The organism is Streptomyces sp. NBC_01537, assembly GCF_045040445.1.
Taxonomy (GTDB): Bacteria; Actinomycetota; Actinomycetes; order Streptomycetales; family Streptomycetaceae; genus Actinacidiphila.
In genome coordinates, this window is record NZ_CP109392.1 from 7,935,001 (window position 1) to 7,957,545 (window position 22,545).

Consider the following 22,545-nt stretch of genomic DNA (forward strand, 5'->3'; position numbering starts at 1 on the left):
AGCCATGGGCAGGTTGAAGCGTGGGTAAGACCGCGTGGAGGACCGAACCCACCAGGGTTGAAAACCTGGGGGATGACCTGTGGTTAGGGGTGAAAGGCCAATCAAACTCCGTGATAGCTGGTTCTCCCCGAAATGCATTTAGGTGCAGCGTCACGTGTTTCTTGCCGGAGGTAGAGCACTGGATAGGCGATGGGCCCTACCGGGTTACTGACCTTAGCCAAACTCCGAATGCCGGTAAGTGAGAGCGTGGCAGTGAGACTGTGGGGGATAAGCTCCATGGTCGAGAGGGAAACAGCCCAGAGCATCGACTAAGGCCCCTAAGCGTACGCTAAGTGGGAAAGGATGTGGAGTCGCAGAGACAACCAGGAGGTTGGCTTAGAAGCAGCCACCCTTGAAAGAGTGCGTAATAGCTCACTGGTCAAGTGATTCCGCGCCGACAATGTAGCGGGGCTCAAGCGTACCGCCGAAGTCGTGTCATTGCAGCATATAGGGCCAACGCCTGCTGTGATGGGTAGGGGAGCGTCGTATGCCGGGTGAAGCGGCGGTGGAAGCCAGTCGTGGACGGTTTACGAGTGAGAATGCAGGCATGAGTAGCGATACACACGTGGGAAACGTGTGCGCCGATTGACTAAGGGTTCCTGGGTCAAGCTGATCTGCCCAGGGTAAGTCGGGACCTAAGGCGAGGCCGACAGGCGTAGTCGATGGACAACCGGTTGATATTCCGGTACCCGCTTTGAAACGCCCAGTACTGAACCGAGCGATGCTAAGTCCGTGAAGCCGCCCTGGAGCCTTCGGGCAAAGGGGAGTGGTGGAGCCGACGGACCAGACTTGTAGTAGGTAAGCGATGGGGTGACGCAGGAAGGTAGTCCAGCCCGGGCGGTGGTTGTCCCGGGGTAAGGGTGTAGGCCGTGTGATAGGCAAATCCGTCACACATTGAGGCTGAGACCTGATGCCGAGCCGATTGTGGTGAAGTGGATGATCCTATGCTGTCGAGAAAAGCCTCTAGCGAGTTTCATGGCGGCCCGTACCCTAAACCGACTCAGGTGGTCAGGTAGAGAATACCGAGGCGTTCGGGTGAACTATGGTTAAGGAACTCGGCAAAATGCCCCCGTAACTTCGGGAGAAGGGGGCCATCACTGGTGATAGCACTTGCTGCTTGAGCTGGGGGTGGCCGCAGAGACCAGCGAGAAGCGACTGTTTACTAAAAACACAGGTCCGTGCGAAGCCGTAAGGCGATGTATACGGACTGACGCCTGCCCGGTGCTGGAACGTTAAGGGGACCGGTTAGTCATGATTCGTCATGGCGAAGCTGAGAACTTAAGCGCCAGTAAACGGCGGTGGTAACTATAACCATCCTAAGGTAGCGAAATTCCTTGTCGGGTAAGTTCCGACCTGCACGAATGGCGTAACGACTTCTCGACTGTCTCAACCATAGGCCCGGTGAAATTGCACTACGAGTAAAGATGCTCGTTTCGCGCAGCAGGACGGAAAGACCCCGGGACCTTTACTATAGCTTGATATTGGTGTTCGGTTCGGCTTGTGTAGGATAGGTGGGAGACTGTGAAGCTATGGCGCCAGCCGTGGTGGAGTCGTCGTTGAAATACCACTCTGGTCGTGCTGGATGTCTAACCTCGGTCCGTGATCCGGATCAGGGACAGTGTCTGGTGGGTAGTTTAACTGGGGCGGTTGCCTCCTAAAGAGTAACGGAGGCGCCCAAAGGTTCCCTCAGCCTGGTTGGCAATCAGGTGTTGAGTGTAAGTGCACAAGGGAGCTTGACTGTGAGACTGACGGGTCGAGCAGGGACGAAAGTCGGGACTAGTGATCCGGCGGTGGCTTGTGGAAGCGCCGTCGCTCAACGGATAAAAGGTACCCCGGGGATAACAGGCTGATCTTCCCCAAGAGTCCATATCGACGGGATGGTTTGGCACCTCGATGTCGGCTCGTCGCATCCTGGGGCTGGAGTCGGTCCCAAGGGTTGGGCTGTTCGCCCATTAAAGCGGTACGCGAGCTGGGTTTAGAACGTCGTGAGACAGTTCGGTCCCTATCCGCTGTGCGCGTAGGAATATTGAGAAGGGCTGTCCCTAGTACGAGAGGACCGGGACGGACGAACCTCTGGTGTGCCAGTTGTCCTGCCAAGGGCATGGCTGGTTGGCTACGTTCGGGAGGGATAACCGCTGAAAGCATCTAAGCGGGAAGCCTGCTTCGAGATGAGTATTCCCACCCCCTTTGAGGGGTTAAGGCTCCCAGTAGACGACTGGGTTGATAGGCCGGATGTGGAAGCCCTGTAAGGGGTGGAGCTGACCGGTACTAATAGGCCGAGGGCTTGTCCTCAGTTGCTCGCGTCCACTGTTTGGTTCCCGGGTTGCGAACAGTCGCACCGGTTGAACCAGTACAATTTAACTAAAAAGTGTGCTTGTTCGCTTGGAGACACCCGATGGTGTTTCGGTGGTCATAGCGTTAGGGAAACGCCCGGTTACATTCCGAACCCGGAAGCTAAGCCTTTCAGCGCCGATGGTACTGCAGGGGGGACCCTGTGGGAGAGTAGGACACCGCCGAACAATCTTTCAGGACCCTCGGTCCCGGCCACAGCGCTGGGACCGAGGGTCTTTTTTTATTTGTTCCCGCCGGTGCGCGGTCTCTCAATGAGTACGAGAGACTGGTACCAGCCGCAGCATGAATCGACAGGAGTACCCGTCTATGTCCAACTCACCTGAGGATCGGCCGAAGCGGCCCGAGCGCAGGGAGTCCCGTCCCCAGCAGGGTGGCGGCGACCGTGGTGGCTACCGCAGCGGTGGCCCCCGTAGGGACGGCGACCGGGCCGCCGGCGGAGCGCCCCGCCGGAACGATGGCGGTGGGTTCCGCCGTGACGACCGTCCGCGTGACGACCGTCGTGATGAGCGTCCGCGTAGTTTTGGCCCTCCGCGTGATGATCGGCGTGATGACCGTCCGCGTGGTCCGCGTCGTGAGGATGACCGTGGTGGGTTCCGCCGTGACGACCGTCCGCGCGATGACCGTCGTGATGAGCGTCCGCGTAGTTTTGGGCCTCCGCGTGATGATCGGCGTGACGATCGTCCGCGTGGTCCGCGTCGTGAGGATGACCGTGGCGGATTCCGCCGTGACGACCGTCCGCGCGATGACCGTCGTGATGAGCGGCCCCGTAGTTTCGGGCCTCCGCGTGATGACCGGGGTGGGCCCCGTCGTGACGATCGTCGTGATGAGCGTCCGCGTAGCTTCGGCCCTCCGCGTGACGACCGGCGTGATGACCGTCCGCGTGGTCCGCGTCGTGAGGATGACCGTGGCGGATTCCGCCGGGACGACCGGCGTGACGAGCGGCCCCGTAGTTTTGGGCCTCCGCGTGATGACCGGGGTGGGCCCCGTCGTGACGATCGTCGTGATGAGCGTCCGCGTAGTTTTGGCCCTCCGCGTGATGATCGGCGTGATGACCGTCCGCGTGGTCCGCGTCGTGAGGATGACCGTGGCGGATTCCGTCGCGACGATCGTCCGCGTGATGACCGTCGTGATGAGCGTCCGCGTAGCTTCGGGCCTCCGCGTGATGACCGGGGTGGGCCCCGTCGTGACGATCGTCGTGATGAGCGTCCGCGTAGCTTCGGCCCTCCGCGTGACGACCGGCGTGACGACCGTCCGCGTGGTCCCCGTCGTGAGGACGACCGGGGCGGATTCCGCCGCGACGACCGGCGGGGTGAGCGTCCGGGTGGGGATCGGCGGCCGTCGGTGCAGGGGCGGGGGCGGTTCGAGAACCGGGGGAGGGATGATCGTCGGGAGGAGCGGGAGCCGGTGAAGCGGCTGCCGATTCCGGACGAGGTGACGGGTCATGAGATCGACCCGAGTGTGCGGCAGGAGCTGATGAGTCTGCCGAAGGGTCTCGCGGAGGATGTGGCGCGGAACCTGGTGATGGTGGCGCAGCTGCTGGACGAGGACCCGGAGAAGGCCTACGCGTATTCGCGGGTGGCTTTGCGGCTGGCGTCGAGGGTGGCGGCGGTGCGGGAGGCGGCCGGCTTCGCTTCGTATGCGACGGAGCGGTACGCGGAGGCGCTGGCGGAGTTCCGGGCGTCGCGGCGGATGACCGGGACCGTGGATCTGTGGCCGGTGATGGCGGACTGCGAGCGTGGTCTGGGCCGTCCGGAGCGGGCGCTGGAGATGGCGGGCGCGCCGGAGGTGCAGAAGCTGGACCGGGCCGGACAGGTGGAGATGCGCCTGGTGGCGGCCGGGGCCCGGCAGGACATGGGCCAGGCGGAGGCCGCGGTGGTGACGCTGCAGAGCTCGGAGCTGGCGTCGAGCGCGGTGCACCCGTGGACGGCGCGGCTGCGGTACGCGTACGCGGACGCGCTGCTGGTGGTCGGCCGCGAGGGCGAGGCGCGCGACTGGTTCGCGAAGGCGCTGGAGGCCGACCAGAACGGCACTACGGATGCTTCGGACCGGCTGGCGCAGCTGGACGGCGTGGAGTTCGTGGAAGCCGTCGAGGACGATGAAGACGTCGAGGACGTCGAGGACGTCGAGGACGACGAGGCTGAGGTTGTGGCCGAGGAGACCCCGGAGGACGAGGTCGACATCGACATCACCGATGAGGCCGAGCCGTCGACGTTCCTGGACGACCCGTTCCAGGAGCCCAAGAAGGCCGAGTGACGTAGCGACAGCAGAGGGGCGGCATCCGCATCGCGGGTGCCGCCCCTTTGTCGTTGGGCGGGGTCATTCCAGGTCGAGGCTGCGAAGGACCAGGCCCGTGGCCGGCTTTGGGCCGAAGGAGGTGGACTTGCGGGGCATGGTGACGCCTTGCTGGGCCAGCTCGCGCACGACGCTCTCGCGTACGGGGTGTATGAGGACGGCGGTGCCGCCGAGTTGTTCGGCCTGGGCGACGGCGGCGCGGGCGTCGTGGATGTACTGGATGTGCTCGGGGGCATCGGGGACCTGCCAGACGCGGTCGAGCAGGAGGGAGTGCAGGACGGCGGCGTCGAGGCGGCGCCAGGCCTCGGGGCGGTCGTGGGGAACGGACTCGTCGAGGAGGCGGGGGTCGGGACGGGAGAGGAGGCGGAAGCGGCCGTCGCCGGTGAGGAGGAAGGCGTTGCCGGAGGAGGTGGCGGTCTCCAGGGCCTGGAGGGCGTGGTCGAGGGGGCCGGGGATGTCCTGGACACGGAAGGTGCCGTGGGCGGTGGCGGCGCGGACGGCGTCCTCGACGGGGAGGCGGGGCAGTACGCGGTGGATGGCGCGGACGCGGAGGGGATAGCGGGCGCTGTCGACGAGGAGGACCAGGCCGTAGTCCCAGGGGCTGGGGCCGTCCTGCTCCTCCTGGAGGCGCAGGTAGGTGGCCCAGCGGTGATGGCCGTCGGCGATCAGGGCCTGGTGGGAGGCGAGGTCGGCGTCGACGGCGGCGATTTCGGCGGGGTCGGTGAGCGCCCACAGGCGGTGGCGGATGCCGTCCTCGGTGGTGGTCGTGAGAAGCGGCTCGCGGTGGTCGGCGGTGCGGTCGACGATCTCGGCGGCGGCGCCGGCGGCCCCGCCCTCATAGGTGAGGAGCAGAGGGTCGAGGTTGGCGGCGGTCGCGCGCATGAGGGAGGCGCGGTCGGCGACGGGGCCCGGCATGACGTCCTCGTGCGGGAGGACGACGCGCTCCTCGGGGCGGGTGAGGCGCAGGGCGCCGATCAGGCCGCGCTGGACGAAGTCGCCGTCGCGCTGCTCGTAGACGTAGAGCGCGGGCTCCTGGTCCGCGGCGAGGACGCCCTCCTCCTGCCACTGGAAGAGGGCCCAGGCGGCCTGCCGGTGGCGGGCGGCGGGGTCCTCCTCGTTGGGGAGAATGAGCCGCACGACATTGTGGGGGTCGGCGGTCTCCAGGTGACGCTGTCCGTCGGGCCGAACGACCACGTCGTACGGTGGCGAGGTGACCGCGGCCAGGCTGCCGACCCGTTCGGGTACGTAACGGAGCCCCCGGAATGGTGCCAGCCGCAGGCCGTATGTGCTCATCAGGGCATGCTACGCGGGTTGCGCCGGCCCTGGATGATGTGAACAAGTCATGACCACATGAGGAGCGAGCATTCTATGATCACCTCCCTTCGGACCCGCCCCGACGGCTGCGAGCAGCCGCTGGACGCCGCGTACGACACCGCGTTGCTCGACCTCGACGGGGTCGTGTACGCGGGCGGTGACGCGATCGCGCACGCCGTCGAATCGCTCGGCACGGCGCGGGCGCATGGGATGCATCTTGCCTACGTGACCAACAACGCCGCGCGCACGCCGCAGGCGGTGGCCGCGCATCTGACCGAGCTCGGCGTGCCGGCCGAGGCGGGCGAAGTGATCACCTCCGCGCAGGCGGTGGCCCGGCTGATCGCCGATCAGGTGCCGGAGGGCGCGCGGGTGCTGGCGGTGGGCGGCGAAGGGCTGGTCGAGGCGCTGCGGGAGCGGGGGCTCGTGCCGGTGTCGTCGGCGGACGACGACCCGGCGGCGGTGGTGCAGGGGTACGCCCCGCATGTGGGGTGGGCGCAGCTCGCGGAGGCTTCGTACGCGGTGAATCGCGGGGTGCCGTGGTTCGCGTCGAACACGGATCTGACGATCCCGACGGCTCGGGGCAAGGCGCCCGGCAACGGGGCGCTGGTGGAGGTCGTACGGATCGCCACGGGGGCGGAGCCGCAGGTCGCGGGCAAGCCGCTGCCGCCGATGCACCGCGAGACGGTGCTCCGTACGGGGGCGAAGCGGGCTCTGGTGGTCGGGGACCGGCTCGATACCGACATCGAGGGTGCCAACGCGGGCGGTGTGGATTCGCTGCTGGTGCTGACGGGGGTCACGGATGCCGCGCTGCTGCTGGCGGCGGAGCCGAAGTACCGGCCGACGTATGTGGACGCGGACCTGCGGGGGCTGCTGCGGGGCCAGCCGGTGGTGGGGGTTGCCGGGGACGGCTTTGTCTGTGGGGGGTGGACGGCTTCGGCGGGGGAGCGGGAGTTTCTGATCGAGGGGGACGGGGAGGCGCTGGACGGTCTGCGGGCGCTTTGTGCCGTGGCTTGGACGGTGGCGGGGGAGGGGTCGTGCGGGCTGGACGCGGGTAAGGCGCTGGCCCGGCTGGGGCTGTAGGGGGCGGTCCGCTGTCCGTTGGGTGGGCACCACCCGGGCTTCAGGGCAGGCAGGACAGGACGGCCGCCGTCAGTTCGGCGGGGGCGTCCTCCTGGACCAGGTGGCCCGCGCCGGGGATCAGTTCGAGCCGGGCTCCGGGGATGAGGGAGGCGAGTTCGTGTCCCTTGGCCGGGGGGATCCAGGCGTCGTCGGCGCCCCAGAGGATGCGGGTGGGGAGGCGGATCTCGCCGTAGCGGGCCTGGATCTCGTCGGTGTAGCACTGGTCGGCCTGGGCGATCTGCCGATAGAAGGCGGTCTGGCCGGCCTCGTCGGACCAGGGTTCGACGAGCCGGTCGAGGACGGCGGGGTGGAGGCCGCGGCTGCTGGCGGAGCTCACGTACTCGCGTACGAGCGCTCGGTGCAGGGCGGGCGGCAGGCGCTCGAAGACGTCGGGGTGCTCGCCGACGAGCCGGAAGAAGGGCGAACCCCAGGGCGCGAGGGCCACGGGGTCGACGAGGACCAGGGCGCGGTAGCGGGCGCCGTGGAGGAGGTGGGCGCGCAGCGCCACGGCGCCGCCGAAGTCGTGGGCGACGACGAGGGGTTCGCGGTCGCGCAGGCCCCAGTGGGTCAGGAGTCCGGTGAAGGCGCGGCCCTGGGCGGCGAGCGAGACATCCTGGCCGGGGGACTTCTCCGAGGTGCCGTAGCCGGGCATGTCCCAGACGAACACCTGACGGTCACGGGCGAGGGAACGGGCGACGGCACGCCATACGTAGGAGGAGAACGGCGTGCCGTGCAGCAGGACCACCGGGTCGCCGTCGGGTGGCCCGAGGCGGTCCCAGCGGACCTCGCCGGAGGCGGTGCGGACGGTCCGGGTGAGCTGCCAGTCGCTCACAGCAGCTTGCGCAGGCGGAGGAGATCGCGGAGCCCGGCCTCCAGCTTGATCCGGCCGCTGCCCCACGCGCGGGCGAAGTGGAGCTCGCCGTTGACGAGGGCGACCAGGTCGTCGCCGGCCATGGTGAGGCGGATCTCGGCCTTGGTGGGTGGTGGGCCCTGGAGGGTCGTCACGTCCTTGATGTGGCCGTCGGTGAGTCGGCCGACGAAGGTGATGTCCAGGTCGGTGATGCGGCAGCTGAGGGAGCGGTCGAGCGAGACCGCGCTGCGGACATCGCCCTCGGCCTTCGCGAGGTTCTCCGACAGCCGGTCGAGTGCGCTGCGGCACTCCTCGATGGTCGCCATCGGTGGGGCGTCTCCCGTTCGGTGGTGCGGGTGTGTGCGTACCGGCGGTGCCTCGGTCGGGGCGGCCGGGATTGGAATCGACCGTACCGCAGGCCGCTGACAACCGAAGATGGCGCGGTAGGCGGTAGCGTCTTGACCAGATACGTCATTGGTGAGGCGAGGAGTGAGAACGATGCGGGACGCGCTGCGAACCTGCCTGCAGATCGCGGGCGGCCTGACGGAGGCCACGCGGCGGCGGGCGACCGCCGCGGCGAAGGAACTGCTCGACCAGACCGGGATAGACGTTGACGAGCTGCAGCGTCGGATCGGTGACCGGATCCCCCCGGAGGTCCAGACGCTGGCGGACGAGCTCATCGCCTCCGGGCGGGCCAACCGCGATCTGCTGCTCGGGCTGATCCGTGAAGAGGTCGACAAGACCATGAGCCGGGTCGGCCGGCTGGCGGACGAGGTCACCAAGGTCGGCGTCGTCCTTGAGGCGCTTGAGCGGCGCGTACGCAACCTGGAGGACGACGGGTCGCCTGCGGGGTCGCCTGCGGCAAGCGCAGAGGCCCCGGTCGAGCATGTGCCGGTGGACGACGTGGCTCCGGCGGCCGCTCCGGCGGCCCCGGCCAAGAAGACCGCTCCGGCGAAGAAGGCGGCCCCGGCCAAGAAGGCCGCCGTGCCGGCGAAGAAGACCGCTCCGGCGGCGAAGAGGCCTGCGGCCAAGAAGGCGGCGACGCCTGCTGCCGAGAAGACCGCAGCGGCGCAGAGCGCTCCCGCCAAGAGCACGCCGGTGGCGAAGAAGGCGGCCCCCGTGAAGAAGGCAGCCCCCGTGAAGAAGGCAGCCCCCGCGAAAAAGGCGGCGGTGGCCAAGAAGGCGGCCCCGGCCAAGAAGGCGGTCCGGCGGAGCCCGCAGGCACCGGAGGCGGGACGTGAGTGACCCGGCGGGGACCGAGGCGGTCGAGCCGGTTGTGGCGGATGTGCGCCTGGCGGAAGCCGGAGAAACCGGAATGCCCTCGGCGGGGGAACCGGTGCCGCTGGGAGTGAGGCTGGAGGCGACGGGGCACGCGGAGGTGGACGGGATGCTCGCGAGGCTGGGTGACGCGGACATACTGCCGACGGAGGACCATATCGAGGTGTACGAGGATGTACATCGTGGGCTGCGGGACGCGCTCACCGCACTCGACAACAACAGGAGCTGAACCGCACGTGGCAGTGACTCGTGGCCAGCGCAGGCGACTCGACGCCGAACTGGTGCGCCGGAAACTCGCGCGGTCGCGAGAGCACGCGAGCGAGCTGATCGCGGCGGGCCGGGTGACCGTCGGGGGGGCGACGGCGACGAAGGCGGCGACGCAGGTCGAGACGAGCGCGGCGCTCGTGGTCACCAAGGACGCCACGGACCCGGACTACGTGTCGCGGGGCGGGCACAAGCTCGCCGGGGCGCTGGCGGCGTTCGTGCCGCTAGGGCTGAGCGTGGCGGGCCGGCGGGCGCTGGACGCGGGGGCGTCGACGGGTGGCTTCACGGACGTACTGCTGCGAAACGGTGTCGCGCATGTCGTGGCCGTGGACGTCGGTTACGGACAGCTCGCGTGGTCCCTGCAGAGCGATGAACGGGTCACCGTCAAGGACCGTACTAACGTGCGCGAGTTGACCTTGGAGCAGATCGACAACGAGCCGGTGGACATCATCGTCGGCGACCTGTCCTTCATTCCGCTGGGGCTCGTCCTGCCGGCCCTCGCGAGGTGTGCCGCGCCGGACGCGGACCTGGTGCTCATGGTCAAGCCGCAGTTCGAGGTCGGGAAGGAGCGGCTCGGGAGTGGTGGAGTGGTACGGAGTACGCAACTGCGCGCCGATGCGGTGCGGAATGTGGCCAGGCAGGCGGCGGGGCTGGGTCTCGGGGTGCTGGGAGTGACGGCGAGTCCGCTGCCGGGGCCGTCCGGCAATGTGGAGTACTTTCTGTGGCTGCGCGCCGGGGCGCCCGATCTGGACCCGGCGGATGTCGACCGTGCTGTGGCGGAGGGGCCCCGTTGAGCGAGACATTCGAGATGAGTGAAGCGGGCCTGGCCCTGGGTGAGGACCGCAGCGTTTTCCTGCTTGCGCATACCGGCCGTCCGGCGGCGATCCGCAGCGCCGAGAGGGTCGTACGCGGCCTGACGCGCTGTGGAATCGGCGTGCGCGTGCTGGCCGACGAGGCGGCGGATCTGTCGCTGCCGGTCGATGTGGCCATGGTGCAGGAGATCGGGCCGGTGGCCGTCGAAGGCTGCGAGCTGATCATCGTGCTGGGTGGTGACGGGACGCTGCTTCGCGGCGCGGAGCTGTCGCGCGCGTCCGGGGTGCCGATGCTCGGCGTGAACCTCGGGCGGGTCGGCTTCCTGGCGGAGGCTGAGCGGGACGACCTGGACAAGGTCGTGGACCGGGTGGTGACCAAGGAGTACGAGGTCGAGGAGCGGATGACCATCGATGTGCTCGTGCGCAACGACGGGCATGTCGCGCACCGCGACTGGGCGCTCAACGAGGCGTCGGTGGAGAAGCAGGCGCGCGAGCGCATGCTGGAGGTCGTGACGGAGGTCGACGGCCGGCCGGTGTCGCGCTTCGGCGGGGACGGCGTGGTCATGGCGACCCCGACCGGCTCGACGGCGTACGCGTTCTCGGCGGGCGGGCCCGTGGTGTGGCCCGAGGTCGAGGCGCTGCTCATGGTGCCGATCAGTGCGCATGCGCTGTTCGCCAAGCCGCTGGTGACGTCGCCGACATCGGTGCTGGCGGTGGAGGTGCAGCCGCAGACCCCCCACGGGGTGCTGTGGTGCGACGGGCGGCGCACCGTCGAGCTGCCGGCCGGGGCGCGGGTGGAGGTGCGGCGGGGCGCGGTGCCGGTGCGGCTGGCGCGGTTGCATCACGCGTCGTTCACGGACCGGCTGGTGGCGAAGTTCGCCCTGCCGGTGGCGGGCTGGCGGGGCGCGCCGCACTGACCGGTAGCGTCTTGTGACGGGGTGCGCGTCGCGCGGCGGGTCGTAAACCTCGTATGGTCGTATCCGTGTTGGAGGAGATGCGGATCCGGTCGCTGGGAGTCATCGAGGATGCCGTGGTGGAGCTTTCACCCGGCTTCACCGCGGTGACCGGCGAGACCGGTGCGGGCAAGACCATGGTCGTCACGAGTCTCGGCCTGCTGCTCGGCGGCCGAGCCGATCCCGGTTTGGTGCGGATCGGCACGAAATCGGCCTCGGTGGAAGGGCGGATCACCCTCCCACCGGGCTCCTCGGCGGCCGTACGCGCCGAGGAGGCGGGCGCCGAACTGGACGAAGGCGCGCTGCTCATCAGCCGTACGGTCTCGGCCGAGGGACGCTCCCGGGCGTTCGTGGGCGGGCGTGCCGTCCCGATCGGGCTGCTGACCGAGCTGGCCGACGAGCTGGTCGCCGTGCACGGCCAGACCGACCAGCAGGGTCTGCTGCGCCCGGCCCGGCAGCGCGAGGCGCTGGACCGGTACGCGGGCGACGCGGTGGCCGTGCCGCTGGCGAAGTACGGGGCTGCCTACCGGCGGCTGCGGGAGATCACGACGGAGCTCGACGAGCTGACGACGCGCGCACGGGAACGGGCCCAGGAGGCCGACCTGCTGCGCTTCGGACTCGACGAGGTCGCGGCGGCCGAGCCGGTGGCCGGCGAGGACACCGAGCTTGCGCAGGAAGCGGAACGGCTCGGGCACGCGGAGGCGCTGGCCTCTGCCGCGGCGCTTGCGCATGCGGCGTTGGCGGGCAATCCGGAGGACCCCGAGAGCGTGGACGCGGCGGCCCTCGTCGCGGGCGCCCAGCGCGCGCTGGACGCGGTGCGCTCGCACGACCCGGCGCTGGCCGCGCTGGCCGGTCGGATCGGCGAGATCGGCATCCTGCTGGGCGACGTGGCGGGCGAACTGGCCGGCTACGCGGACGACCTGGACGCGGATCCGCGGCGGCTGGCCGCCGTCGAGGAGCGGCGCGCGGTACTGGCCCACCTCACCCGCAAGTACGGGACCGACATAGATGCCGTACTTGCCTGGGCCGAGGAGAGCGCCGCCCGGCTCGGGGAACTGGAGGGCGACGACGAGCGGATCGGGGAGCTCACGGGCGAGCGCGACGCGCTGCGCGCGGAGCTGGGCGACCTCGCGCAGGCGCTGACCGACGCGCGTACGGAGGCGGCCGAGCGCTTCGGCGCGGCGGTGACCGCCGAACTGGCCGAGCTCGCCATGCCGCATGCGCGCGTCGGCGTCGCCATCCGGCAGACGGAGGACGCCGACGGGGTCGAGGTCGGCGGGCGGCTGGTCGCCGCCGGTCCCTTCGGCGCGGACGAGGTCGAGCTGCAGCTGGCCCCGCATCCGGGTGCGCCGGCCAGAGCCATCGCCAAGGGCGCGTCGGGCGGTGAACTGTCGCGCGTGATGCTCGCGGTCGAGGTCGTCTTCGCGGGGTCGGATCCGGTGCCCACGTATCTGTTCGACGAGGTCGACGCCGGCGTCGGCGGCAAGGCGGCCGTCGAGGTCGGGCGGCGGCTCGCGCGGCTTGCGCGAACGGCGCAGGTCGTCGTGGTCACGCACCTGCCGCAGGTGGCGGCGTTCGCCGACCGGCAGCTGCTGGTCGAGAAGACGAACGACGGGTCCGTGACGCGCAGTGGCGTGAAGATCCTGGAGGGGGAGGAACGCGTGCGGGAGCTGTCGCGGATGCTCGCGGGGCTTGAGGACTCGGAACTGGGGCGTGCGCATGCGGAGGAACTGCTGGCCGCTGCGCGTGAGGCGCGTTAGACGGGCCTAACGGGACCGCCTGTGGGCTGCCACGCGTTCGCGTGTCGCGCAGCGGCGGGAGCAGTAGCGGCGTTCGGGGCCGCTGCCCTGCGTGAGAAAGACGTTCCGGCAGCTGTGTGATGCGCAGACGCCGCCCGGCGGGCGCTGGCGGTCCCAGAGGAGGACGGTCAGCGCCAGACACGACGAGGCGAGGAACCACTCGCCCCAGGGCGCGTCGTCGTCGCTGTCGAGGTGCGGGTGCCAGGGGGTGCTGCCGCCGTGCGCGGTGAGGCGCAGGGCGCCGGGGCTGCGGCCGAGGAGGCGGTTGAGGGCAGCGGCTGCGAGGTCCGTGTCAGCGGCCGTGAAGACTTCGCGGAGCTGCTGGGCGGCGGCGCGCATCTCGGTGATGTCGGTGGCGGAGAGGGTGACGGGGTCGGACTCGCCATGCGCGCGCAGGACTTCGGCGACGGCGGCCGGGTCGTCACCGGTCAGGGCGTTGATGAGGGCGACGGTGCGGTGGGCCGTGGCCTGGACGTTCCGGGTGAGCACGACGGGAATGTAACGCATCTGGCGGAGTTCTGAGTTACCTGCGTAACGTGATCCGGATGCTGAAGGGTTACGTGATGGTGCGGTACGCCGCCGGTGCGGCCGCGGCCCGGACGGGCGACGAGATGTCGGGACCGGCCTTGATGCTCGCGGCGCTCGCGGCCACGGGGTCGGCGGCCTCCGGGGCATCGCTGCTGGCGGGCATCATGGTCTCGGCGGCGGTCGGCGGCCCGCTCTTCGGGGTGCTGCTCGACAGATCGGCGAGGCCGGGCCGGCTGCTCGGCGGGGCGCTGGCGGTCTATGCGCTGGCGCTGGTCGTGATCCTGGGCTGCCTCGGCCGGATCCCGTTCGGTGCGGTGGCCGGGATCGCGGTCTTCGCGGGGGTGCTGGGGCCGGCTCTGTCCGGCGGGTGGACCTCGCAGCTGCCGCGGGTCGTCCCGCCGGACGCGCTGCCGCGCGCCAACGCGCTGGACGCGATGACGTTCGACCTCGCAAGCCTGGCGGGGCCCGCGCTGGCGGGAACCGTCGCCCTGGCGCCCGTAGGGTACCGGGATGAGATCACGGACAGCGGTGACCCTCGTGTCGGCGACGGCCACCCGGACCGCGTACCGGGCCCCGCGCAGCCGCCCGCCGGGGATACGGGCGGTGGAAGCTGCCCCCTGAGGCCGTTGCTGTGATGTGTGACCCGTACGGGTGATCCAGCGTATGCCTCGCCAAGAGAGGGCCCTCGGCGGTTCCTCGGATGTCCGACCGGCCTGGCATCCTTGGGAGTGGAACCCAACGACTGTCGTACGAACCCGAGTCAGCGCAATCAGTGCAATCAGCGCATTCAGCAGAATCAGCCGAGCCGGCCGAGTCAGGAGCCCGACTTCGCGTGAGCAGTACCCCGGCCCCACTTCGTGGCCAGCTCCACGCCGTCCACGTGCTGGGTGAGACGGCGGGCGGGCATGTGTCCTCGCTCGCCCGCGGCCTGGTGGCGCGCGGCGTCACAGTGACGGTCTGCGGGTCCTCGGCCGCTGACGAGGACTACGGCTTCGCGGGGGTGGGCGCCCGCTTCACGGCGGTTGAGATCGCCCGGCGGGCGGGGCGGGCTGACGCGGGCGCCGTCGCGGCCCTGCGCACCGCGACCGCCGGTGCGGATGTCGTGCACGCGCATGGCCTGCGGGCCGGGCTTCTGGCCTCGCTCGCGCTCGGGGGGCGCCGTACGCCGCTGATCGTCACCTGGCACAGCGCGGTGCTCGCGGAGGGCACCCGCGCGCGGCTGCTGGCCCTGCTCGAACGGCGCGTCTCCCGGGTGGCCGATGTGGTCCTGGGCGCTTCCTCGGATCTGGTCGAGCGGGCGCGGCGGCTCGGCGCACGGGATGCGCGGCTTGCGCCCATCGCCGTGCCGGCTCCCGTACGCGCTCCGCTGCCGCCGGAGTCCGCAGTGGAGATCGAGCGGAGCCGGCAGAAGACCCGGGCCGAGTTCGGGGCCGTTGACCGGCCCCTGCTGCTGGCGGTCGGACGGCTGGAGGCGCACAAGGGATACGACGTGCTGCTCGACGCGGTGCGGGGGCTCTGCGGTTTGGAGCCCGCGTCCCCGGTGGTGGTGATCGCCGGCGAGGGCTCGCAGCGCGAGCCGTTGCAGCGGCGCATCGACGCCGAGCGGCTGCCGGTGCGGCTCCTCGGGCGGCGGGACGACATTCCCGAGCTGCTCGCCGCCGCGGATGTCGTGGTGCTGCCGAGCCGGTGGGAGGCGCGGGCGCTCATCGCGCAGGAGGCGTTGCATGCCGGCGTGCCGCTGGTCGCCACGGCGGTAGGGGGCACGCCGGAGCTGGTCGGGGACGCGGGGGAGCTGGTCGCGTACGGGGACGCGGTGGCGCTGGCCGGGGCGATCGCCGGGCTGCTGGGCGATGCGGGACGGCGGGCCGAACTCGCGGCGGCGGGGCGGGCACAGGCTGCGGCGTGGCCCACTGAGGACGACACGGTGGCGCAGGTGCTGAGCATCTACGACGAGCTGGTGGCCGAGGGGCGTTGACCTGAGCGGGGTCCATGGATTCAGCCGCTGGACCCCGCTGGTAGTTGAACGTCAGCCCCCGTACGCCCCGCTCGCCGTCAGCCGCAGAGCCGTGTCGATCAGCGGCACATGGCTGAACGCCTGCGGGAAGTTCCCGACCTGCCGCTGCAGCCGGGGGTCCCACTCCTCCGCGAGCAGCCCCAGGTCGTTGCGCAGGGAGAGCAGCTTCTCGAAGAGCCGCCGGGCCTCGTCGACGCGCCCGATCATCGCCAGGTCGTCCGCCAGCCAGAAGGAACAGGCCAGGAAGGCGCCCTCGTCGCCGGGAAGCCCGTCGAGGTTCTCGCCGCCCTCGCCGCCGCCGTCGGTCGGATACCGCAGAACGAACCCGTCCTCCGTCGACAGCTCGCGCTGGATGGCCTCGATGGTCCCGATCACGCGCTTGTCGTCGGGCGGCAGGAAGCCGACCTGGGGGATGAGGAGCAGCGAGGCGTCGAGCTCCCGCGACCCGTAGGACTGCGTGAAGGTGTTCCGCTCCTTGTCGTAGCCCTTTTCGCAGACGTCCCAGTGGATCTCGTCGCGCAGCTCGCGCCAGCGCTCCAGAGGGCCGTCGGCCTCGCCCGATTCGACGAGCTTGACCGTGCGGTCCACGGCGACCCAGGCCATGACCTTGGAGTGGACGAAGTGCCTCCTGGGGCCCCGGACCTCCCAGATGCCCTCGTCGGGCTCGTCCCAGTGCTGCTCCAGGTAGCGGATGAGCTTGAGCTGGAGCAGGCTCGCGTAGTCGTTCCTCGCGAGGCCGGTCATGTGGGCGAGGTGGAGGGCCTCGGTGACTTCGCCGTAGACGTCGAGCTGGAGCTGGTGGGCGGCGCCGTTGCCGACGCGGACCGGGGTGGAGGCCTCGTAGCCGGGGAGCCAGTCGAGTTCGGTTTCGCCGAGCTCGCGCTCGCCGGCGATGCCGTACATGATCTGGAGGTTCTCGGGGTCGCCGGCGACGGCGCGCAGAAGCCATTCGCGCCATGCGCGTGCCTCGTCGCGGTAGCCGGTGCGCAGGAGGGAGGACAGGGTGATGGCGGCGTCACGGAGCCAGGTGAAGCGGTAGTCCCAGTTGCGCACGCCGCCGATGTCCTCGGGGAGCGAGGTGGTGGGGGCGGCGACGATGCCGCCGGTGGGGCCGTAGGTCAGGGCCTTGAGCGTGATCAGGGAACGGACGACGGCATCCCGGTAGGGCCCGTGGTAGGTGCACTGGTCGACCCACTCGCGCCAGAAGTCGAGGGTCGCCTCAAGAGAGGCCTCGGGCTCGGGGAGGGAGGGGGGCTGCTTGTGGGACGGCTCCCAGCTGATGGTGAAGGTGATGCGGTCACCCGGCGCGACGGTGAAGTCGGAGTAGGTGGTGAGGTCCTTGCCGTAGGTGTCGACCTCGGTGTCGAGCCAGACGGAGTCCGGCCCGGCGACAGCCACCGTGCGGTCGCCGACCTTGTGGACCCAGGGGGTGACCTTGCCGTACGAGAAACGCATGCGCAGGGCGGAGTGCATGGGCACCCGGCCGCTGACGCCCTCCACGATGCGGATGACCTGGGGGGCGCCGTCACGCGGGGGCATGAAGTCGATGATGCGGACGGTGCCGCGCGGGGTGTCCCACTCCGATTCCAGGACGAGGGAGTCGCCCACGTAGCGCCGCCGGGTGGCGGCGGGCGGCTCCGCGCCGGCGGGGTGGGCTGGGCCCAGGCGCCAGAAGCCGTGGTCTTCGGTGCCGAGGAGGCCCGCGAAGACCGCGGGGGAGTCGAAGCGCGGCAGGCACAGCCAGTCGACAGTGCCGTCCCGGCAGACCAGGGCAGCGGTCTGCATATCGCCAATGAGTGCGTAATCCTCGATACGCCCGGCCACGTGTATCTCCAGTCGAACGACGGCGTCGCCCACGGGGGGCGATCAAGCGGTCTGGGGATTTTCGATGAGCTCTTGTCCGGGTGCGGGCGGGGTGGTGCCGTGCCGGCCGACTCGCATCGAATCGATGTGTCCGAGCAGGATACGACGTGGATGCGGGGGGTGTGGAAGCGACGGCAGAACCCGATGCGCCAGTCGGGTGCAATTTGTCGTACGAGACTCCTGGTAGCCGGAAAATTGGGGTTCCCGGTAGCCGTAATTTTTTTCCGGGCGTCGTGCGGAGCCCTCGCACGCGTCGTCGCGCCCGCGGCCCGGAGCGGGGGCGCCCGGTCGCTGATACCCTGGTAGCCCGTGGGCCGGTGGGCCGAACCACTGAACCGCCGCGGTGGCGCCTCCCCTGAGACCAGGGCGCCGCCCCGACCCTCACCTCGCGACCACGGGAGCCCCCTCTTGGCCATGCCGCCCCGACACTCGTCATCCTCGACGACCACCAAGCACATCTTCGTCACCGGGGGTGTCGCCTCCTCGCTCGGCAAGGGGCTGACCGCCTCCAGCCTGGGGGCGTTGCTCAAGGCCCGTGGCCTGCGGGTCACCATGCAGAAGCTCGACCCGTACCTGAACGTCGACCCGGGCACGATGAACCCCTTCCAGCACGGCGAGGTCTTCGTCACCGACGACGGCGCCGAGACCGATCTGGACATCGGACACTACGAGCGCTTCCTCGACGTCGACCTGGACGGCTCGGCGAACGTCACCACGGGCCAGGTCTACTCGACCGTCATCGCCAAGGAGCGCCGTGGCGAGTACCTGGGCGACACCGTGCAGGTCATCCCGCACATCACCAACGAGATCAAGTCCCGGATCCGCCGCATGGCCACCGATGACGTCGATGTCGTCATCACCGAGGTCGGCGGCACCGTCGGCGACATCGAGTCGCTGCCCTTCCTGGAGTCCGTACGCCAGGTCCGGCACGAGGTCGGCCGGGACAACGTCTTCGTCGTCCACATCTCGCTGCTGCCGTACATCGGCCCGTCTGGCGAGCTGAAGACCAAGCCGACGCAGCACTCGGTGGCCGCGCTGCGCAACATCGGTATCCAGCCGGACGCCATCGTGCTGCGCGCGGACCGCGAGGTGCCGATCTCCATCAAGCGCAAGATCTCGCTGATGTGCGACGTCGACGAGGACGCGGTGGTCGCCGCCATCGACGCCAAGTCGATCTACGACATCCCGAAGGTGCTGCACACCGAGGGCCTGGACGCGTATGTCGTCCGCCGGCTGGACCTGCCGTTCCGCGATGTGAACTGGACGCAGTGGGACGACCTGCTGGCCCGGGTCCACCAGCCGGACCACGAGGTCACGGTCGCGCTGGTCGGCAAGTACATCGACCTGCCGGACGCGTATCTTTCGGTGACCGAGGCGCTGCGCGCGGGCGGTTTCGCGAACAAGGCCCGCGTCAAGATCAAGTGGGTCACCTCCGACGACTGCCGGACGGCGGCGGGCGCGGCGCGCGAGCTGGGCGACGTGGACGCGGTCTGCGTGCCCGGCGGCTTCGGCGACCGGGGTGTCGAGGGCAAGGTCTCGGCCATCACATACGCCCGTGAGAACCGCATCCCGCTGCTCGGCCTGTGCCTGGGCCTGCAGTGCATCGTCATCGAGGCGGCGCGCTCGCTGGCCGGCATCACGGACGCGAACTCCACCGAGTTCGACCCGGCGACCGCCCACCCGGTGATCTCGACCATGGCCGAGCAGCTCGACATCGTCGCGGGCCAGGGCGACCTGGGCGGCACGATGCGGCTCGGCACCTACCCGGCGAAGCTCGCCGAGGGCTCGATCGTGCGGGCGGTCTACGACGACCAGCCGTACGTCGAGGAGCGGCACCGGCACCGCTACGAGGTCAACAACGCCTACCGCGGCGAGCTGGAGAAGAAGGCGGGCATCGTCTTCTCGGGCACCTCGCCCGACAACAAGCTGGTGGAGTTCGTCGAGTACCCGAGGGACGTCCACCCGTATCTCGTCGCCACCCAGGCGCACCCGGAGCTGAAGTCCCGCCCGACCCGCCCCCACCCGCTGTTCGCGGGTCTGGTCGCGGCCGCGGTCGAGCGCCAGCAGGTGACCGGCAGGGCGTGACCGAACAGGCATGATCGGTACGGTGTCGGTGCGGGCCCCTTCGCGGGTCCGCACCGGCACTGTTCTTACGGAGGACCGCATGATCCACGACACCCCCGAGGAGTGGCAGGTCACCGCGACCGTCACGCCCTTCACCGGGAACAAGACCAGCGTCCGCACCGATGACGTGGTCATGCCGGACGGGTCGGTCGTCCACCGCGACTACCAGGTCCACCCCGGATCCGTGGCCGTCCTCGCCCTCGATGACGACGAGCGGGTGACCGTTCTGCGCCAGTACCGGCATCCGGTGCGGATGAAGCTCTGGGAGATCCCGGCCGGGCTCCTCGACGTCCCCGGCGAGAATCCGCTGCACGCGGCCCAGCGCGAGCTGTACGAGGAGGCTCACGTCAAGGCCGAGGACTGGCGGGTGCTGGCCGACGTCTACACGACGCCGGGCGGGTGCGACGAGGCCGTCCGGATCTTTCTCGCCCGGGGTGTGAGCGAGGTCGAGGGCGAGCGGTTCGAGGTGTCGGAGGAAGAGGCCGACATGGAGCACGCGCGGGTGCCGCTGGGCGAGCTGGTGCGTGGGGTGCTGGCGGGGGAGCTGCACAACAACTGCCTGGTGGTCGGGGTGCTGGCCCTGCAGGCCGCGCTTTCGGTCGACGGCGGGCTCGACGCCCTTCGCCCGGCCGACGCGCCCTGGCCCGCGAGGCCGTTCACGGCGTAGGGGGCGTAGGGGCTGTCCCCGGAGGGGCCGGCCGCACCGCAAAAACGATCAGCGGGCGATCCACTGATCCGATGGGGTGATACTCGGCCGGATCGGGCGCGTCGGTGGCCGGAAGAGAGCGGTTGCGGTGAATTAGGCTCAGGCCGTTCCCGTACGCAGGGGCGGCGGGGTCGGGTGCTGGCAGGACGGGAGTGTGCCCGTGGCGGATAAGGTGCTGGACGCCGAGGAGCTGCGGGAGGCCGTGCCCAGTCCGCCGCCTGGGGGTCCGGCGGGGCTGCCGGCGGATCCGCCGTATTTCGTGGGGCGCCGCAGGGAGCTGGACGCGCTGCGGGCCGATATCGACCGGCCGGGGCTGGACGTGCTGCGCGGCCAGGTGGCGAGCGGCGGCAGGGTGCTGTTGGTGGCGGGGCGGCCGGGCTCGGGGCGCACGGCCCTCGCGGTGCGGCTGGCGCGTGAGATGGGCGAGCGGTATCCGGACGGGCAGTTCTACGTCCGGCTGGGCGCGGACGGCGCGGACGGCGAGCAGGCCGCCCGGACGCTGCTGAGGGCCGTCGGCGCGGAGCCGCACGGCAACGTACGGGACGCGTTCGCCCGGCGGCGGGCGATCCTGGTCCTCGACGATGTGACGACGCCGCGGCAGCTGCTGGACCTGCTCCCCGGCGGCACCGGGAACCTGGTCGTGGCCACATCCGACGGCCCGCTGCCGGGCGTCGCGGATGTCCGGCCGTGCACGCTGGGCGGGCTGGACGCGCCGGCTGCCCTGGACATGCTGGCGCAGGCGATCGGCCCGGTGCGCGTCACCAATGACCCACGGGCCGCCGAGACGCTGGCCCAGGAGTGCGGGGGCCATCCGGCGGCGCTGCGGCTGGTCGCGGCGTGGCTGGCGGCGCAGCCCCGGATGTCGGTGACGGACGCGACGCGCCTGCTGCGAGAGGCGGAGGCGCCGGATCCGCTCGGGCGGGCGTTCCGGCTGGTGTACGGGGCGCTGGCACAACCCGTCGCGCGCATGCTGCGTTTCCTGGCGCTTGCGCCCGCCGGAGTCGCCGATGCGCAGATCGCGTCGGCGCTCGCCGGGTGCTCGGTGAGCGCGGCGCAGTCGACGCTGGAGGACCTGGCCGGCTGCGGGCTGATGCAGGCGGACGGCAGTCACTACCGCGTGCCGGGATTCCTCGCGCCCGCGCTGCGCGAGCTGCTGGAGACCCTGGACCGCCCCGGCGAGCTGCGGCTCGCCCGGGCCCGGATGCTGGAGCGGACCGTACGGCTGCTGCAGGCCTGCCACGCGTCACTGACGGGCGCCGATCCCGCCGAGGAGATCCCGCGCGCGCTGCGCTTCCCCTCCCGCGCCGCCGCGTCCGCCTGGCTGCACGGCCGGCTGCCGCTGCTGCTGGCCGCCGTGCGCATCGCCGCCGCGGACGGGGAGCTGGACACGCTGGCCCGCCGCCTGGTGGCCGGCCTCGTACGGGCCCTGGCGGCGGAACCGGACGCCGGGGACGCCGGGGACACCACGGCCGAGCGCTATCAGCTGCACACCGTCGTCCTGGAGGTGGCCGAGCGGCGCGGCCTGCACCGGGAGAAGGCCGCCGCGCTGATCAACATCGGCGATCTGGACGCGGAGGGCGCCCGTCCGCTGGACGCGCTCGACCGCTATCGCGCCGCGCTGGTCGCCGCCCGCGAGGGGTTCGACGGGGACGCGGAGGGCCGCGCGCTGGAGGCGATCGCCGGGACCTACCTGGCCCTGGACGACCCGCAGCGGGCCGCGGACTGGTACGGCAGAGCGCTGGCCCTGCGGCAGACCCGGGGCGAGCTCCCGCACCAGGCCAGGCTGCACAGCAGGCTCGGCTCGCTGCACACGTACGCGGCCCGGTACGGCCCCGCGCTGCGCGAGTGGCGGGCCGCGGCGGCCGCTCACCGGCGGCTCAAGGACCTCCCCGCGCAGGCCCGGGCGCTGAGCGAGGTGGCCCGGGTGCAGGAGTACGCGGGCCATCCCGAGGACGCCCTGCGCACCTGCCGGGACGCGCTGTACTGGGCCCGCGAGGCGGGGGAGAAGCGGCTGGAGGGGGCGGTGCTGCTGCGTATGGCGGACACGCTGGAGCGGCTCGGGGACCCGGCGGGGGCACGCCTGCAGCGGGCGGCGGCCCGGCGGCTGCTGCCCGCCGGGGAAGTGCCGGACGACGGGGAGGTTTGAGCCACCTCCGAGTCGTCTACCTACGAAACTGCTAACGCCTTCGCGAAAACTGGTCACTTTGTAAGGCTGGACAGCGAGTCTCCCTTCACTAC

General features: G+C 70.5%; 17 protein-coding genes, 2 rRNA genes and 1 pseudogene (1 of these 20 only partly in view). 15 read left to right on the forward strand and 5 right to left on the reverse strand.

Annotation, left to right across the window (positions count from 1 at the left end):
• From OG607_RS36460 to OG607_RS36475, 4 genes are all read left to right on the forward strand, one after another.
• Window positions 1-2,331: ribosomal RNA gene (locus OG607_RS36460) — 23S ribosomal RNA — on the forward strand (it extends 791 nt beyond the left edge of the window).
• 110 nt (window positions 2,332-2,441) lie between these two features.
• Window positions 2,442-2,558: ribosomal RNA gene (rrf, locus tag OG607_RS36465) — 5S ribosomal RNA — on the forward strand.
• Between the two features lie 320 nt (window positions 2,559-2,878).
• A complete protein-coding gene (locus tag OG607_RS36470; RefSeq protein WP_405732849.1) occupies window positions 2,879-3,799 on the forward strand; it encodes a hypothetical protein in 921 nt (306 codons plus the stop codon).
• A gap of 5 nt (window positions 3,800-3,804) precedes the next feature.
• On the forward strand, window positions 3,805-4,644 hold the full coding sequence (locus OG607_RS36475) for a hypothetical protein (protein ID WP_405737273.1): 840 nt from the start codon (window positions 3,805-3,807) through the stop codon (window positions 4,642-4,644).
• Window positions 4,645-4,707: 63 nt separating this feature from the next.
• Here OG607_RS36475 and OG607_RS36480 read toward each other — a convergent pair whose 3' ends face one another.
• The gene (locus OG607_RS36480) at window positions 4,708-5,976 is read right to left on the reverse strand and encodes a DUF1015 family protein (RefSeq protein ID WP_405732852.1); all 1,269 of its coding nucleotides are present in this window, start codon (window positions 5,974-5,976) and stop codon (window positions 4,708-4,710) included.
• A gap of 75 nt (window positions 5,977-6,051) precedes the next feature.
• On the opposite strand from OG607_RS36480, the gene OG607_RS36485 reads away from it, so the two are divergent.
• On the forward strand, window positions 6,052-7,077 hold the full coding sequence (locus OG607_RS36485) for an HAD-IIA family hydrolase (protein ID WP_405732855.1): 1,026 nt from the start codon (window positions 6,052-6,054) through the stop codon (window positions 7,075-7,077).
• Between the two features lie 40 nt (window positions 7,078-7,117).
• Here OG607_RS36485 and OG607_RS36490 read toward each other — a convergent pair whose 3' ends face one another.
• On the reverse strand, window positions 7,118-7,948 hold the full coding sequence (locus tag OG607_RS36490; protein ID WP_405732858.1) for an alpha/beta fold hydrolase: 831 nt from the start codon (window positions 7,946-7,948) through the stop codon (window positions 7,118-7,120).
• The gene (locus tag OG607_RS36495) at window positions 7,945-8,292 is read right to left on the reverse strand and encodes a sterol-binding protein (protein WP_405732860.1); all 348 of its coding nucleotides are present in this window, start codon (window positions 8,290-8,292) and stop codon (window positions 7,945-7,947) included. The genes OG607_RS36490 and OG607_RS36495 overlap by 4 nt, the downstream gene beginning before the upstream one ends.
• A 172-nt stretch (window positions 8,293-8,464) precedes the next feature.
• Between OG607_RS36495 and OG607_RS36500 the strand changes: the two genes are divergently transcribed.
• The 5 genes from OG607_RS36500 to recN are packed head-to-tail and all read left to right on the forward strand — an operon-like array spanning window position 8,465 to window position 13,033.
• On the forward strand, window positions 8,465-9,211 hold the full coding sequence (locus tag OG607_RS36500; RefSeq protein ID WP_405732862.1) for a histone: 747 nt from the start codon (window positions 8,465-8,467) through the stop codon (window positions 9,209-9,211).
• The gene (locus OG607_RS36505; RefSeq protein WP_405732865.1) at window positions 9,204-9,473 is read left to right on the forward strand and encodes a hypothetical protein; all 270 of its coding nucleotides are present in this window, start codon (window positions 9,204-9,206) and stop codon (window positions 9,471-9,473) included. Before OG607_RS36500 ends, OG607_RS36505 begins: the two co-directional genes overlap by 8 nt.
• Window positions 9,474-9,480: 7 nt before the next feature.
• Window positions 9,481-10,302, forward strand: a complete 822-nt coding sequence (locus OG607_RS36510) for a TlyA family RNA methyltransferase (RefSeq protein ID WP_405732868.1) — start codon at window positions 9,481-9,483, stop codon at window positions 10,300-10,302.
• A gap of 14 nt (window positions 10,303-10,316) precedes the next feature.
• On the forward strand, window positions 10,317-11,237 hold the full coding sequence (locus OG607_RS36515; protein WP_405737276.1) for an NAD kinase: 921 nt from the start codon (window positions 10,317-10,319) through the stop codon (window positions 11,235-11,237).
• 53 nt (window positions 11,238-11,290) lie between these two features.
• Complete coding sequence (recN, locus tag OG607_RS36520) at window positions 11,291-13,033, forward strand: DNA repair protein RecN (RefSeq protein ID WP_405732871.1); 1,743 nt, start codon at window positions 11,291-11,293, stop codon at window positions 13,031-13,033.
• Window positions 13,034-13,039: 6 nt separating this feature from the next.
• On the opposite strand, the gene OG607_RS36525 is transcribed toward recN, so the two are convergent.
• Complete coding sequence (locus tag OG607_RS36525; RefSeq protein ID WP_405732874.1) at window positions 13,040-13,579, reverse strand: CGNR zinc finger domain-containing protein; 540 nt, start codon at window positions 13,577-13,579, stop codon at window positions 13,040-13,042.
• Between the two features lie 38 nt (window positions 13,580-13,617).
• Between OG607_RS36525 and OG607_RS36530 the strand changes: the two are divergent.
• A pseudogene (locus OG607_RS36530) lies at window positions 13,618-14,088 on the forward strand (MFS transporter); the annotation flags it as partial.
• A gap of 344 nt (window positions 14,089-14,432) precedes the next feature.
• Window positions 14,433-15,575, forward strand: coding sequence for a glycosyltransferase family 4 protein (locus tag OG607_RS36535; protein WP_405732877.1), 1,143 nt, complete (start codon window positions 14,433-14,435; stop codon window positions 15,573-15,575).
• Between the two features lie 51 nt (window positions 15,576-15,626).
• Here the strand turns inward: OG607_RS36535 and OG607_RS36540 are convergent, their stop codons facing one another.
• Window positions 15,627-17,438: a glycoside hydrolase family 15 protein gene (locus OG607_RS36540; RefSeq protein ID WP_405732879.1), complete on the reverse strand. Its 1,812-nt coding sequence runs from the start codon at window positions 17,436-17,438 to the stop codon at window positions 15,627-15,629.
• A gap of 453 nt (window positions 17,439-17,891) precedes the next feature.
• On the opposite strand from OG607_RS36540, the gene OG607_RS36545 reads away from it, so the two are divergent.
• The 3 genes from OG607_RS36545 (at window position 17,892) to OG607_RS36555 (ending at window position 22,453) form a co-directional block, all read left to right on the forward strand.
• Entirely contained in the window at window positions 17,892-19,562 is a 1,671-nt protein-coding gene (locus OG607_RS36545; protein WP_405732882.1) for a CTP synthase, read from the forward strand.
• A gap of 79 nt (window positions 19,563-19,641) precedes the next feature.
• Window positions 19,642-20,268, forward strand: coding sequence for an NUDIX domain-containing protein (locus OG607_RS36550; RefSeq protein WP_405732884.1), 627 nt, complete (start codon window positions 19,642-19,644; stop codon window positions 20,266-20,268).
• Window positions 20,269-20,467: 199 nt separating this feature from the next.
• Complete coding sequence (locus OG607_RS36555; protein ID WP_405732887.1) at window positions 20,468-22,453, forward strand: hypothetical protein; 1,986 nt, start codon at window positions 20,468-20,470, stop codon at window positions 22,451-22,453.
• Window positions 22,454-22,545 lie beyond the last annotated feature (92 nt).

Excerpts from the sequence above, each read along its gene's own strand:
- OG607_RS36480 (WP_405732852.1), bottom strand. The coding sequence starts at position 5,976 with ATGAGCACATACGGCCTGCGGCTGGCACCATTCCGGGGGCTCCGTTAC.
- OG607_RS36500 (WP_405732862.1), top strand. The coding sequence starts at position 8,465 with ATGCGGGACGCGCTGCGAACCTGCCTGCAGATCGCGGGCGGCCTGACG.
- OG607_RS36545 (WP_405732882.1), top strand. The coding sequence starts at position 17,892 with ATGCCGCCCCGACACTCGTCATCCTCGACGACCACCAAGCACATCTTC.
- OG607_RS36525 (WP_405732874.1), bottom strand. The coding sequence starts at position 13,579 with ATGCGTTACATTCCCGTCGTGCTCACCCGGAACGTCCAGGCCACGGCC.
- recN (WP_405732871.1), top strand. The coding sequence starts at position 11,291 with ATGGTCGTATCCGTGTTGGAGGAGATGCGGATCCGGTCGCTGGGAGTC.
- OG607_RS36550 (WP_405732884.1), top strand. The coding sequence starts at position 19,642 with ATGATCCACGACACCCCCGAGGAGTGGCAGGTCACCGCGACCGTCACG.
- OG607_RS36495 (WP_405732860.1), bottom strand. The coding sequence starts at position 8,292 with ATGGCGACCATCGAGGAGTGCCGCAGCGCACTCGACCGGCTGTCGGAG.
- OG607_RS36515 (WP_405737276.1), top strand. The coding sequence starts at position 10,317 with ATGAGTGAAGCGGGCCTGGCCCTGGGTGAGGACCGCAGCGTTTTCCTG.
- OG607_RS36485 (WP_405732855.1), top strand. The coding sequence starts at position 6,052 with ATGATCACCTCCCTTCGGACCCGCCCCGACGGCTGCGAGCAGCCGCTG.